The organism is uncultured Nitrosomonas sp. (assembly GCF_902826915.1).
Classification (GTDB): Bacteria; Pseudomonadota; Gammaproteobacteria; order Burkholderiales; family Nitrosomonadaceae; genus Nitrosomonas.
Map to the genome: position 1 here is coordinate 37493 of NZ_CADEGP010000006.1, position 14411 is coordinate 51903.

At 44.7% G+C, this 14411-nt stretch carries 12 protein-coding genes and 1 pseudogene; 6 read left to right on the forward strand and 7 right to left on the reverse strand.

Going from position 1 to position 14411, the window contains the following annotated elements; translation table 11 throughout:
- Positions 1–31: 31 nt before the first annotated feature.
- The gene (gene polA, locus QZV86_RS01940) at positions 32–2782 is read right to left on the reverse strand and encodes a DNA polymerase I (RefSeq protein ID WP_295623595.1); all 2751 of its coding nucleotides are present in this window, start codon (positions 2780–2782) and stop codon (positions 32–34) included.
- 13 nt (positions 2783–2795) lie between these two features.
- On the opposite strand from polA, the gene QZV86_RS01945 reads away from it, so the two are divergent.
- The 4 genes from QZV86_RS01945 (at position 2796) to QZV86_RS01960 (ending at position 6034) form a co-directional block, all read left to right on the forward strand.
- A complete protein-coding gene (locus tag QZV86_RS01945) occupies positions 2796–3521 on the forward strand; it encodes a TIGR00730 family Rossman fold protein (RefSeq protein ID WP_295623596.1) in 726 nt (241 codons plus the stop codon).
- A 56-nt stretch (positions 3522–3577) separates the two neighbouring features.
- Complete coding sequence (locus QZV86_RS01950) at positions 3578–3973, forward strand: DUF2782 domain-containing protein (protein ID WP_295623597.1); 396 nt, start codon at positions 3578–3580, stop codon at positions 3971–3973.
- A gap of 79 nt (positions 3974–4052) precedes the next feature.
- Positions 4053–5003, forward strand: coding sequence for a homoserine kinase (locus tag QZV86_RS01955; RefSeq protein ID WP_295623598.1), 951 nt, complete (start codon positions 4053–4055; stop codon positions 5001–5003).
- 44 nt (positions 5004–5047) lie between these two features.
- A complete protein-coding gene (locus tag QZV86_RS01960; RefSeq protein WP_295623599.1) occupies positions 5048–6034 on the forward strand; it encodes a BPSS1780 family membrane protein in 987 nt (328 codons plus the stop codon).
- 242 nt (positions 6035–6276) lie between these two features.
- Here QZV86_RS01960 and QZV86_RS01965 read toward each other — a convergent pair whose 3' ends face one another.
- Genes QZV86_RS01965 through QZV86_RS01975 form a run of 3 tightly spaced genes read right to left on the reverse strand, consistent with a single transcriptional unit; the run spans position 6277 to position 9189 of the window.
- A complete protein-coding gene (locus QZV86_RS01965; protein WP_295623600.1) occupies positions 6277–7728 on the reverse strand; it encodes a hypothetical protein in 1452 nt (483 codons plus the stop codon).
- A gap of 43 nt (positions 7729–7771) precedes the next feature.
- Positions 7772–8149 (reverse strand): GtrA family protein, encoded by a 378-nt coding sequence (locus QZV86_RS01970; protein WP_295623601.1) that lies wholly within the window; start codon positions 8147–8149, stop codon positions 7772–7774.
- Between the two features lie 5 nt (positions 8150–8154).
- Positions 8155–9189: a glycosyltransferase family 2 protein gene (locus QZV86_RS01975; RefSeq protein WP_295623602.1), complete on the reverse strand. Its 1035-nt coding sequence runs from the start codon at positions 9187–9189 to the stop codon at positions 8155–8157.
- A gap of 274 nt (positions 9190–9463) precedes the next feature.
- Here QZV86_RS01975 and QZV86_RS01980 point away from each other — a divergent pair.
- Positions 9464–9714, forward strand: a pseudogene (locus QZV86_RS01980) (IS1595 family transposase); the annotation flags it as partial.
- A gap of 224 nt (positions 9715–9938) precedes the next feature.
- Here the strand turns inward: QZV86_RS01980 and QZV86_RS01985 are convergent.
- Genes QZV86_RS01985 through metG form a run of 3 tightly spaced genes read right to left on the reverse strand, consistent with a single transcriptional unit; the run spans position 9939 to position 13195 of the window.
- Positions 9939–10688, reverse strand: coding sequence for a YggS family pyridoxal phosphate-dependent enzyme (locus tag QZV86_RS01985; protein WP_295623603.1), 750 nt, complete (start codon positions 10686–10688; stop codon positions 9939–9941).
- Positions 10689–10712: 24 nt separating this feature from the next.
- A complete protein-coding gene (locus QZV86_RS01990; RefSeq protein WP_295623604.1) occupies positions 10713–11078 on the reverse strand; it encodes a DUF4440 domain-containing protein in 366 nt (121 codons plus the stop codon).
- 11 nt (positions 11079–11089) lie between these two features.
- Positions 11090–13195: a methionine--tRNA ligase gene (gene metG, locus QZV86_RS01995; protein WP_295623605.1), complete on the reverse strand. Its 2106-nt coding sequence runs from the start codon at positions 13193–13195 to the stop codon at positions 11090–11092.
- A 125-nt stretch (positions 13196–13320) separates the two neighbouring features.
- On the opposite strand from metG, the gene apbC reads away from it, so the two are divergent.
- The gene (apbC, locus tag QZV86_RS02000) at positions 13321–14409 is read left to right on the forward strand and encodes an iron-sulfur cluster carrier protein ApbC (protein WP_295623606.1); all 1089 of its coding nucleotides are present in this window, start codon (positions 13321–13323) and stop codon (positions 14407–14409) included.
- The last annotated feature ends 2 nt before the right edge of the window (positions 14410–14411 follow it).

Below are 14411 nucleotides of genomic sequence, written 5' to 3' on the forward strand. Positions count from 1 at the left end.
TACCTGCACATTTTACAAGCATATATATAACTTAATGCGCCTGTTCCCAATTGTCTCCGACTCCAATCTCGATCACTAATGGAACATCAAGCTGCAAGACATTGCCCATATATTCCGCCAAGCTAGATTTCATTAATGCAACCTCATCATTTGGAACTTCCAGAACCAGTTCATCGTGTACTTGCATAATCAATTTACTGCGTAATTTCTTCTTGTGTAGCCAATTGCTTACCGCGACCATTGCCAGCTTGATAATATCGGCGGCGGTTCCCTGCATGGGCGCATTAATGGCAGCCCGCTCCGCCCCTTGCCGCCGATTGCCGTTGGCATTGTTAATCTCGGGCAACCATAGTCGGCGTCCCAATACAGTTTCAACATAGCCCAACCGCCTGGCTTTCTCACGGATCTGCTGCATATAGCCTTCCACTCTCGGATACCGAGCAAAATAACGCTCCATATAAGCACGAGCAGCACTGCGCTCAATACCCAATTGCGTCGCCAAACCAAATTCAGACATCCCATAAATCAAGCCAAAATTAATCACCTTAGCGTAGCGGCGCTGCTCTTGATCAACCTGATTCAGCGGTATTCCCAGAATTTCTGCAGCTGTTGCGCTATGGATATCTTCTCCCGCCGCAAATGCTTTTAACAAGCCTTCGTCTTGGGAAATATGTGCCATGATGCGTAATTCTATTTGGGAGTAATCAGCGGAAATAATCTGGTGTCCTGCCGGAGCAATGAACGCTTCACGAATTCTACGGCCCTCGCTGGTACGCACCGGAATATTCTGCAGATTAGGATCCGAGCTGGCCAGGCGACCGGTCACAGCGACGGCTTGGGAATAATTAGTATGCACCCGCCCGGTATTTTGATCTATCATCAGCGGCAATTTGTCCGTATACGTCGATTTCAATTTAGCCAGGCTACGATAATTAAGTAATAGCTTCGGCAATGGATAATCCAATGCAAGTTGTTGCAATACATCTTCATCAGTAGAAGGGACGCCAGTAGGTGTTTTTTTGACAACAGGTAATTTAAGCTGGTTAAACAAAATTTCCTGTATTTGCTTAGGCGAATTCAAATTGAACGGCTGCCCTGAAATAATATACGCTTGTTGTTCTAGCGCATGTAATTTCTCACCCAGTTCGTGACTCTGCTTTTGCAGCAGTTTATAGTCCAATAAAACACCATTCCGCTCAATTTCAAATAACACATTTAGAATCGGCATTTCGATTTCACGATAGATGTGATTCAATTGCTCGTTACTTTGGATGCTAGGATATAGCATCTGATGCAGACGCAACGTGACATCCGCATCTTCGGCAGCATACTGCGTGGCGGTTTCAATCTCCACCTCGTCAAACCCGATGCGCTTGACGCCTTTCCCGGTGACGTCGTCGTAACTGATAGTTTTAACTTCAAGATGACGCAGCGCCAAACTATCCATATTATGTGGACGATGAGATTCCAGCACATAAGATTGCAACAACGTATCGTGAGCAATACCATTCAACTGAATACCATGATTGGCGAAAACATGTTTGTCGTATTTTAGATTCTGCCCCAATTTGGGTTTTGTCGCATTTTCCAGCCACGGCTTCAGTTTATTTAATGCGCCATCAAACGAAAGTTGCTGCGACACCCCCGGATAAATATGCATCAACGGAAGATAAGCTGCGTGGTGACTTTCAATGCAAAACGAAATACCCACCAGTTTTGCCTGCATTGGATTCAAACTGGTTGTTTCAGTATCTACCGATACCAGCTGCGCAGCATCCAATCGCGTTAACCAATCATCCAATTCCGCATCCGTATAGATCGTGTGATAAGTTCCTGACTGACAAATAACGGCTTTATCGTTTCCATCATCACCCGCTGCTGCTTGGCTTTCGCTCATATGGGCTAATCCCGATTGATTGGAATTTGTAGTAATCGCCTGCTGGCGTAATTCGCGCAGCGATGCCCTCATATCCAACTGCTCGTAAAGTCGAGCCAATTGCTCCGTGTCCTGAGGTTGCAACGCTAGATCCGTAATTTTTACCGGCAGATCTACATCACATTTGATGGTAATTAATTGTCGTGCGGTATCGAACCAATCCAATGCATTGCGTAAATTGTCACCTACCGTTCCTTTTATCTCATCGGCATGCACAATAATGTTATCTAATGATCCATATTGCGTTAACCATTTGACAGCCGTTTTGGGTCCTACTTTGTGCACGCCTGGAACATTGTCAGACGTATCGCCTACCAGCATCAGGTAATCTAACATGCGTTCCGATGGCACGCCAAACTTGGCTAGCACATTCGCTTGATCCAATACTTCGTTATTCATCGTATTGATCAATGAAACATGCGGATTCACCAATTGCGCAATATCTTTATCTCCGGTCGAGATGATGCAACGCATATCAGCTTCAATCGCCTGCTTCGTCAAGGTACCAATAACATCATCCGCCTCCACTCCGTCGATAATCAACATCGGCCAGCCCATGGCACGAATACAGGCATGCAAGGGCTCAATCTGGGCAGCCAGATCCAAAGGCATAGGCGGTCTATGCGCTTTATACTCGGGATAGATCTTGTCCCGGAAAGTTTTACCTTTTGCATCAAACACACACGCGCTATAATCCGCCTGGTAATCCTTGTGCAAACGTCGCAGCATATTGAGCACGCCATGAATAGCGCCCGTTGGTTCATTATTACGATTGCGTAAGTCAGGCAATGCATGATAAGCCCGGTATAAATAAGATGAACCATCAACCAGCAACACTGTTTTCATTTACAAGTTTCCTATGAGCTTACAAGATAAACCTAAACCGACCGCGCTCTTGTCTGTGGATAAACCCTGGTCAGCCAAAGAGTCATGGCGCCTATTTGGAATTATGGCAGAATTTGTGGAAGGAACAGAACGACTTGACACCATTCAACCCGCCGTCAGTATTTTTGGCAGTGCGCGCACCCATCCCAACAACCCACACTATAAATTAGCCGAGCAAATTGCTAAACAACTTTCTGATGCCGGCTTTGCGGTAATTTCCGGGGGTGGCCCAGGCATCATGGAAGCCGCAAATAAAGGAGCTTATTACGGGAAATCACCCAGTATCGGCTTAAACATCCAATTACCACACGAACAACATCGTAACGCTTTTCAGGATATCAGCCAGACTTTCCAGCATTTTTTTGCCCGCAAATATATGTTTGTTAAATTTGCCACCGCTTACGTCGTGCTCCCCGGTGGCTTCGGAACACTCGATGAGCTCATGGAAGCGTTAACCCTGGTGCAAACGGAGAAAACCCGGAAAATGCCTATTATCCTTGTTTATTCAGAATTCTGGCTCGGCTTGCTCGATTGGTTCCGACACACGTTGATTGCAGAAGGTTTTATTTCAACTGACGACATGAATCTTATCCAAGTTATTGATGAACCAGAACAAGTTGTCAATGCAATTTTCCAGTATTATGAAACCAGTGGATTTGAACCCTCCGCTGCTGAACGAGAAATTCAACTCAATTTATAACTCTCATCAGCGATTTTAGGTAGAATACAAAAAACCTGACCCGCCGGGAATCACCCATGTACCTGTACCGACTTATTTTGATTGTATCACTCTGCTTAATACTGCCTGTCATAGCAGAATCTGAGCATTCGCAGCAATCGAAAAAAACCAAACACCCCGATAACCTCATACCTCTACCCGAGGTTCCTGAGCTGCCCCCTGAAGCCGACTATCCACCATTACCTGAGATTCCGATAGACCCTGAATTGGAAACTGAAGTTACCATTATTAAGCGCGGCCAAGATACTATTGAGGAGCACCGTGTTAACGGCGAGCTTCTGATGATCAAAGTGATTCCGCGTATCGGCCCACCTTATTACTTAAAAAAGAATCCTATCAGGAGCCACCATGACCACGCAGGTGAAGCCGGTATTGACGTTAATCCGCCGATGTGGGAAATATTAAGATTCTGATGATAATTAGTACGCCGGTATCTATAATGCTATGAATGCTCCTTATTTCCACTGTCCTGCTTTTATCTTTCGCTAATTCATGTCTGTTTTCACACCTGTTACCGATAACCAGCTCACGATTTGGTTACAAGATTATGCACTTGGAAAACTCATCCACTTGCAAGGCATCACATCGGGTATTGAGAATACCAATTACTGGGTCACCACCACGCAAGGCAAGTTTGTTTTAACCCTGTTTGAAAAACTTACCAGTGATGAGCTACCGTACTATCTCAATCTGATGGCGCATTTGTCGCAGCATAAAATACCATGCCCGGCACCAATCCCGCGACTGGATCGAGAATTACTAGGTGAACTGAACGGCAAGCCAGCAACAATTGTCACATGTTTACCCGGGCAGTCAGTGACTCATCCAACCGCCGTGCAGTGCGCGGAAGTCGGCAATGTTCTAGCCAGAATGCATGTGGCAGGAGGTTCCTACCACGGAAAAATGAATAATCCGCGCGGACTAACATGGTGGCAAGCCAGAACGCCCGAAATCGAGCCTTTTTTATCTGATGCAGAAAACCATTTACTCAAGACTGAACTGGATTTCCAATTAACGCAACAAAAGATCCCATTACCCAATGGGATTATCCATGCCGATTTATTTCGCGATAATATTTTGTTTACCGATCATGTAATAGGCGGCGTCATCGATTTTTATTTTGCCTGCAATGATGCTTTTTTATACGACGTGGCCATTACTGTAAATGACTGGTGCATGACTGAAAAGAAAGCACTGGATGAAACTTGTACACTTTCTCTGCTGAAAGCCTATCATGATATTCGCCCGCTCACCGCAGCCGAACACGATGCTTGGCCTGTCATGCTGCGCGCAGGTGCATTGCGTTTCTGGGTTTCCCGGCTATACGACTATCATTTGCCGCGTCCAGGAGAATTAACGCATGCCAAAGACCCGGAGCATTTCCGGGAGATATTGGAAAATCATGCTTCGGATCCAATAAGACTGCGGCAGCTCTGGCTATAAATCATCATTTAACCTATTCATCGAATTCAACTGGAGAAACATTAATGGAAATTCATCAAGTTAACGCAAAACAAGGATTGCAGTGGATCTTAAGTGGCTTCTACCTATTCCGCAAAGCGCCACTGGCTTGGGTATTTGTGTGCTTTACCTTGATGTTGATCGCTATCAGCATGTCATTAGTACCATTACTGGGAAAATTTATTTTTACCTTGATTTCACCCGTCTTTCTAGCCGGTATCATGATAGGCTGCAAGGACATGGAACAACAAGGCAAACCGCTGGATATATCGCATTTATTTATGGCTTTCAAAACCAATCCGGTGCCATTAATCACTATTGGCGGTATCTATCTGATCGGGCAAATTCTGATTATTGGCTTAGTCATCCTAGTCGGAGGTTCCCAAATGACAGACATGCTGCTATACGGAAAGCGAGTCGATGAAAGCGAACTGATGGGCGTCATGAGCAATATGTTAACAGCATCACTGCTTACGCTGGTACTTTCCATTCCACTCATGATGGCATCCTGGTTTTCTCCACTATTGGTGATTTTTCATAATATTCCACCCATTGTTGCCATGCAAAGAAGCTTTTTTGCTTGCCTAAGAAACTTTATACCTTTCCAATTGTATGGCATTACACTCATCCTTCTTACCATTCTCAGCATAATGCCTTACGGTGTGGGACTCGTGATTTTGATCCCTACCATTTTTACTTCCATTTATGTTAGTTATAAAGACATTTTCCTGGGTGAACCGCTTCGATTCAAAAATAACGAATCGGGGCAAGATTATCAACAAGCCAGCTGGACTGATACCACTGAAGAATCACAGAAGAACGAGGCTAAAACAAAACAACAGTCCTCCACATCGGATAACAAAATTATAGCTTCCGATTCCGGTGAACTCGTTCCGTGCGCACACTGCAACTTGCTTGTACCGCGGGATGAGGCAATCGAAGATAAAAAGCAATTTTTTTGTAATGAAGAACACCGTAAACTGTATCAGTCTGTGGATAAATCTTCATCATAAATCAATAGTTCTATTGATCCCAGATTTACATTAGAAAATTTCAATAAAGAGCCTCGAAGAGATTTATTTGAAATAACGTAATCTAATGGCTCTAATGCGAGGTGATCCTCCCAACAATAATAAGATGGCCTTGCTGTGAAAATTAATGGGGCAGCAGTGAGGTATAATCGTCAATCGGTATTGTCGTTTCTTGAAACAGTTATTTTGATCATCTATGCTGCCATTACATTTGATCCTGATAATTATTCGCTACCAAGAAGAATTACAGCAATGCCCTCACTGATACCAACAAATTTAACAGCTTTATTTGCGGTTATCGATGAAATATTAAGTTTTTCTCCGAGTGCGTCGCATTCCTTAGGAACACTCATTCTACATTCCCAAAAACTGTCAAAACCCGCAGCCAGAACAATCGGTCGCGTAAACGGCCCGTCATTAAATAGCTTCGCTTCTTTATATTTTTCATCTACCTTGCCAAAGATAGCCAATGCATTGTAATTTGAAGGATGCTGGGGCAACACATTTACAATTTTTTGCAAAATAAATTCTGTTTCAGTCTTATGCGCATTTAAATACGAATGCGCATTGATCGAAAAATTACTCCCCATCCATAGCAGCAAAAAGACACTCAACCAATAAGTTCTATGGCGTAACTGACTTGATACGAGCAGCAAAATAATCATCGCCGATGACAGGGCCACCAAGCTTCGAGTAGCAATAGCCGCTGCCAGCGGTATAGAAAAAACAAAAAAAGAAATGCTTACAGCTAAAAGAATGATGACTTTAGGAAGGCCAGAACGCCAGAATTGGAAACGAAAAGCAAGGAGCAGCATCAATCCAAGGAGATAAACGGGATTGTTGTTAGTACCATCCATGAGAAGCAGAAGAACTTCAGCTTTGAGGCACTGAATAACAAAGAACACATTCCGAATGAGACCCTGAAAATCCTGAACAGGCATAGCTTGCCGCCATTCCGCTGGAGCAATTCCGACCTGGCCTGTAATAATGAAAATTGCAACAAGTGCTAGAACAAAGCCTACAATTGAACCCAAAATCCAATAAAAGAAATGGCTGAATAAATATGTTCCAATTTTTCCGATATCTTGGTTCTCTGAAGCAAGCCTCCTCAAAAAAAGCAAAGGAAGTATAAAGTAATAATTCTGCATCATGCCAAATAACAAAATACCACCCAGCAAATAGATTACCCGATGGGAAACTCCTCTTTCAGCCAGCCAAGTCAAAATTAGTAACGTGATGACTGTAGGGAAATGGGTTGCTGGCCAAAGGCTTTGGTGTACAAAAGAAGGGGCCATCAGCAAGACGGATGCGATTATTACCGCGTATCGAGAGTCTTGAGAAAAATTGCTTGCTATACGAAATAGTATTACCCACGAACAAAAAAGGAACAGCAGGGAGTATGTCACTAGTGGCATCTGCCGTAACCAATGGTGCAGCATGAAATTTATCCACCTACCTTCTTCCACTAGCTTAAATTTTAAACTGGGATAATAATGAACCTCATCAAGTCCAAATACTTTCAGGCCTGGCAGCAAGTAATAAGCGCTAAATAATAGAATGAGCGACAATATCGCCGCAAGATTACGGGTGGTATGTGGATTAATAAATGACGGTAAGCGATCTAGATAGTGCAAAGTGGTTGATCGTGCTTGATCAAATAAAATGTTCTTCATCATCGGGAATCTTGTTTACGTACAAACCAGTGGATATAACTTTCTGTTAATTCCAAACCAAGTATTTATTTATCAGATAAAAAATCAAGGTATAGGTGGCCATTGCAAAAATCTGAGCTATCTCAGGAATGACTTTGAATCCACTCATCATATAAAATAGCATCGCCTGATTTAGCGCAAAAGCAAAAACGAAACCAATTGCGAACCGGATACCAGCTCCAAGAGATAGCTGCGCATTCTTGAAAACAAATAAACAATTTAGCGTGAAAGCAACGCACAATCCAATACCGTATCCGATAGCATTAGATAGTTCTGGGCTGAGGCCAACCCAGCGCAACGCTAACAGAAAAACGCCATAACCAACCAGTGTATTAATGATTCCTGCCGTCGCGTAACGCAGAATCTCATCAGAAGCAGGTTTCATCGAGGTCAACGATGCTGAATCACTGGGCTACGATTTTTCTTAAAAGCATCTTTTTCAAAGCCTTGATATTCTGAAATAATATAAAGAGGACGTTGCTTTATTTCGGTATATATTCGACCAACATATTCACCCAAAATGCCTACAGTAATGAGTTGTACACCACCGATAAAAAGAATCGCAATCATCAATGCAGCCCAGCCCTCTACCCAGGCATTGGTAAAAATACGAACGGTAAAAGCATATAGGATACCTAAAAATGCAAGGCCCGCTGAGAATAACCCTAATCCAATTGATATTTGCAAGGGCTTCGTTGAGAATGACAAAATTCCATCAGAAGCAAAATGAAGCATTTTCCTTAACGAATATTTAGTTTCACCCGCAAATCGCTTGGCGCGTTTGTAAGGTAGCGCAATCTGTTTGAAACCAACCCAGCTTACCATGCCACGCAAAAACCTCCCCTGTTCCGGCATGGCTCGAAGTGTGTCGGCAACAGCTCGGCTCATCAATCTAAAATCACCTGTATCAAGAGGTATTGGCGTATCGGAGAGCCAATTCAACAGACGATAAAAGCCATGCGCGGTCACCAACTTAAAGATAGATTCATCGGGACGCTCGATACGTGTACCATAGACTACATCATAGCCTTCATGCCACTTGGTAATCATTTCGTGAATCACTTCCGGGGGGTCTTGAAGATCGGCATCAATCAGCACAACTGCGTCACCACTAGCTACATCAATACCGGCAGTCACTGCGATTTGATGGCCAAAGTTACGTGCAAAACCGATAAACTTAATTCGAGAATCATTTGCAGTATAGCTTTTAAGAAGCTCGCGAGTGTGATCGCGACTACCGTCATCGACAAAAATTAATTCGACATCGAGATTAATGAGTTCAGCGCAAAAAGCTTTTAATTGCTTTATTGTCTCATCGATAACTTCTTCCTCATTGTAGCAAGGGATGACTATGGACAATAATGATGTTTTAACCATTTTGATTTTATTGAGAAGTCTATAAATAGAACAAATAATTAATTTCAATGTGTTACACGGGTTTTGATCCCCCTATAAAACCAAAGAATCACCTGATCAGTTACACTACTCAGAGATATCTATAACTTATGAGGAATGTACAACAGATACAAAGAAAAACACAATGGCGATGAATAAAATCCAGTTTTAAGCTGACCTGTCACTGCATGATTTTTTGCGTCGATATGGCAGAGAGGAACGATGAAGTCAGCGTTGTTTGCTTCAAGATAGTCGCAGGCTATGGGAATGCCTGAGCGTGACTATCAGTTTTCCTCAATTGCGAGCACTATACTTGATGACGCAAAGCAAGAATGCGGTAAGTGCTTTGAAACTTTAGCGCCAGTTGGGGGTAAGTTACAAACGGCGTGGTCGATCAAGCATAAGTTGTTGCAAACCATGCTGTTGCGTGAAGAGCAACGCTGTCTGGATGGGCGCGTAGAGACTGATGATGCATATTTGGGAGGCAAGAAGCAAGGAAAGCGCGGCCGAGGCGCTGCAGGTAAAACGCCATTTGTAGCAGCGATACAGACAAACAACAAAGGCAAGCCACATTTTATGTGCTTAACGCCTGTGGCGGGTTTACACATGAGGCGCTTAGGCAGTGGTCGACCAAATGTCTGGCTTCTACTGCACATGGGGTATCCGATGGTTTATGGTGTTTCGGGGCTGTTACTCACACCGCTGCACAACATCAACACCATTTTGTGAGAAGCGGCAATGCAATCAGTTTTTCAATGACCTGCTAGAGTCTGTTCACGTCACCCCATCCCGGGCCAATAATGGCTATCAGGCAGCGGCCGCTTGCCGAATATCGCTTGCCCGACCCGTACTACAGTCGCGCCTTCTTCAATCGCCAATTCATAATCTCCCGACATGCCCATCGACAATTCGTCAAATGACAATCCGTCCGGCGCCTCCTGGCGCAGCATAGCCTGGACTTCGCGCATTTTAACGAAACACTCGCGCACCCGGTCATGATCCGAGGAAAAAATCGCCAGCGTCATCAATCCTTTAATGCGTAATGACGAATATTTGGGCAGTTGTTGAACGAAGTCACGCACACCTTCGGGAGAAAGGCCAAATTTACTGGCCTCGCCGGAACTGTTGACTTGTACATAAACATCGATCGACCGTCCCTCATTTTGTAAGCGTTTGTCGAGTTCTTCGGCAACTTTAAGACTATCAAGTGCTTGGAATTCATTAGCAAAGCGGGCCAAATACTTGGCTTTATTGGTTTGCAAGTGACCGATGACCGCCCATTTGATGTTTAAGTCGCTTAGTACCTCGGATTTCTCGCGCGCTTCCTGAATTTTGTTTTCACCCATTTCATGGCAACCTGCGGCGTAGGCAATACGTAGCCTTTCAGCAGGCACGGTTTTGGTAACCGGCAGCAGCCGCACGCTGGCGGGATCACGTCCCGCTTTCTTGCAAGCATCGACGATACGTTGCTTGACGGTTGTGAGATTGCTCTGGATGTCGTTGAATTGCTGCTCTGCGTTGAGTTCCACGGACTGCTCCTGTCGTTCGAGAAGTTAACTTCTTCGGGATGCTTGGTGAAAAACCATTTTCCATTGGTTTTTCTGGTACTGCCAAATTGAAGTTCTGATGGATCCTGTGTAATCGATGCTCGGTTGATCCGGTTTGTGCAACGAATAAACCGCCAGCACGACATCGTTGGTCAATGTTTTAATGCGAAAATCCTTGAAGCTCCATTGAATGTGTTTATCCTTGTGCAACAACCAGTCAATCACATCATCCCTGGTATGAGTTTCTCCGTTACTATCAATTTCTTCAAAACTCTCCGCCAGCAATTCGTCGATCAAACCAGGATGCGCTATCAGATCACTTTGCAATAATTTAAGTTCCAACTGTCTAATTTGTTTAGTAATCAAATCCATACACGATGCAACTACTTAACCCGCATGCCCGGTTGTGCGCCGGTATCAGGTGATAAAATGAATAATTCTCCTGGGTTACCTCCGCCTGCAGCCAACACCATGCCTTCCGATAAACCGAATTTCATTTGCCGCGGCGCGAGATTAGCCACCATCACGGTGAGCCGTCCTTTAAGCAGCTGCGGATCGTAAGCGGATTTAATACCGGCAAAAACCACACGTTGCTCGCCGCCAATATCGAGCGTTAGCTTCAATAATTTTTCCGCGCCTGGCACGTGTTCCGCATTGACAATTTTAGCGATACGCAAATCAATTTTACTGAAGTCATCGATGGAAATGATTTCGGCAAGCGGCGCAACTGCATGTTGTTGCTTCTCCGCATGCTTTATCGGTGCATCTTGCACTGTAGGCGCCAAACTCTGCGTGTTGGCGGCAATTAATGCATCGATTTGCTTGGTATCGATGCGTATCATCAAATGCTGGTAAGTATTGATCTTATGGCCCGCAGGCAGCAATAAATCGGAAACCGGTTGATCGTCGCGCAACTGCGGCCAGGTCAAAGGTGCGCAATTAAGAAAAGCTTCTATTTGTTGCGCAGTGGCCGGCAGGATTGGTTTCAGGTAGCGCGATAGCAAATAAAACAATTGAACGCCAAGACTGCAAGTACGTTGCAAATCATCATTACGATCGGGATTTTTGGCGATTTCCCATGGTGCAAGTTGGTGAATCATTTCGTTTGCTTCGTCAGCAAATTTCATGATTTGGCGAATGGCGGCAGAATATTCACGTGCTTCAAATGCGTGTTCAATAACATCCGGTCTCCATGCGGCAAAACGCTCATTCACCATCTGCTGCAGAATTTGATACTGCGTACCATCAACCAGTCCGCCCTCGAATCGTTTGCTGATAAAGCCCGCACAACGACTTGCAATGTTAATAAACTTACCAACCAAATCAGAGTTGACGCGAGCGACAAAATCTTCCAGATTCAAGTCGATATCTTCCAATGTACTGTTCAGTTTGGCTGCGTAGTAGTAACGCAGCCATTCGGGATTCAAACTCTGTCTCAAATAACTTTCCGCAGTGATGAACGTGCCGCGCGACTTGCTCATTTTTTCACCATTTACCGTCAGAAAACCGTGCGCGAAGATCTTCGTCGGTGTGCGGTATCCAGCATTTTGCAGCATCGCGGGCCAGAATAAGGCATGGAAATATAAAATGTCCTTACCGATGAAGTGATACAGTTCCGTTTCGGATTGCGGTTGCCAAAACTTATCGAACTGAATCTTTTCCCGTTCGCATAAATTCTTGAAGCTGCCCATGTAACCCACCGGTGCATCAAGCCAGACATAAAAATATTTACCGGGCGCATCGGGAATTTCAAAACCGAAATAGGGGGCATCACGTGAAATATCCCAATCCGAAAGCTTGTTCTCCCCCACTTCACCAACCCATTCGCGCATTTTATTGGCAGCTTCGGGCTGTAAATGATCGCCCTCACAAGCCCAGCGTCGTAAAAAATCAACGCAACGCGAATCAGATAAATTAAAGAAGTAATGTTCGGAGGATTTGCTGATCGGCTTTGCGCCGGATACTGCAGAATAAGGATTCTTTAGTTCAGTCGGTGTATACGCTGCGCCGCATACTTCGCACGAATCGCCGTATTGGTCTTTGGCGCTGCACTTCGGGCATTCACCTTTGACAAATCGATCCGGCAGGAACATATTTTTGACCGGATCGTATAGCTGCTCAATACTACGCACAGTAATTAAACCAGCGGTTTTTAGTTTAGCGTAGATGTCTTCGGAAAAATGCCGGGTTTCCGCTGAGTGCGTGCTGTAATAGTTGTCAAATTGAATGTGAAATCCGTTAAAATCTCCCAAATGTTCTGAATGAACGCGCGCGATCAGAGCTTCCGGGGTAATGCCTTCTTTTTCCGCGCGCAACATAATCGGCGTACCATGCGTATCATCGGCGCACACATAATAGACCTCATGTCCGCGCATTTTCTGAAATCGCACCCAGATATCAGTTTGAATATATTCCACCAGATGACCTAAATGGATACTGCCGTTGGCGTATGGAAGTGCAGAAGTAACCAGAATTTTTCGCTTGCTCATTCGCTATTCACAGCTCGGATTGAATAAACGCCAATTGTAACAAACTGTGTGTCCATTCCCGATATTTGTTACCATCCCTTTATTAAATTGTTAACCGCTAGCCGGTAGTATTAAGGAGTTTTGTAGTGACTATTTCTGAACCACAAATACAAACTATTCTTTCTCAGGTTATTGATCCAACCACGGGTAAAGATTACATCGCCGCAAAAACACTGCATTCGATTGCGATTGATCAAAACAATGTCGCGATTGACATCGAATTAGGTTATCCCGCCAATAGCGTTAAAGATACGGTACAAAGCCAGATCATCGAAGCTTTACGATCAATACCCGGAATTGGAAATATCCAGGTAACGGTCAACAGCAAAATTATTCCGCATGGCGTGCAACGCGGTGTCAAACTAATTCCCGGCGTTAAAAATATCATCGCAGTCGCATCCGGCAAGGGTGGTGTCGGGAAGTCGGCGACAGCGGTTAACCTGGCTCTGGCGCTAGTAGCGGAAGGCGCGTCCGTGGGTATTTTGGATGCAGATATCTATGGACCGTCACAACCTCAAATGCTAGGCATAACCGGGCATCCGGAATCGTTTGATGGCAAAACCATGGAACCCATGCAGGCGCACGGAATTCAGGCGATATCAATCGGTTTGCTGATTGACGTCGAGACCCCGATGGTTTGGCGCGGCCCGATGGTTACACAAGCTTTACAGCAATTATTGAACGACACCAACTGGAAAGACTTGGATTATTTAATTGTTGATTTGCCGCCGGGTACAGGTGATATTCAATTGACGCTGGCGCAAAAAATACCGGTAACCGGCGCGGTGATTGTCACTACGCCGCAAGATATCGCCTTACTAGATGCTCGCAAAGGTCTAAAAATGTTTGAGAAAGTGGGCATCCCGATTTTGGGTATTGTCGAAAATATGAGCACGCATACCTGTTCGCAGTGCGGACACACCGAACCTATTTTCGGCACTGGCGGAGGCGAAAAAATGTGCCGGGACTACAATGTTGAATTTCTCGGTGCTTTGCCACTCGATATCAAAATCCGCGAACATACGGATGCAGGAAAACCCAGCGTCGTTGCCGAACCGGCTGGGGAAATAGCTGGAATCTACCGTTTGATTGCACGGCGCGTTGCCGTTAAAGTTGCCGAATGCGCCGAAGATCATTCGGAATTGTTTACCAAAATCATCATGGAAAATGACTAGGA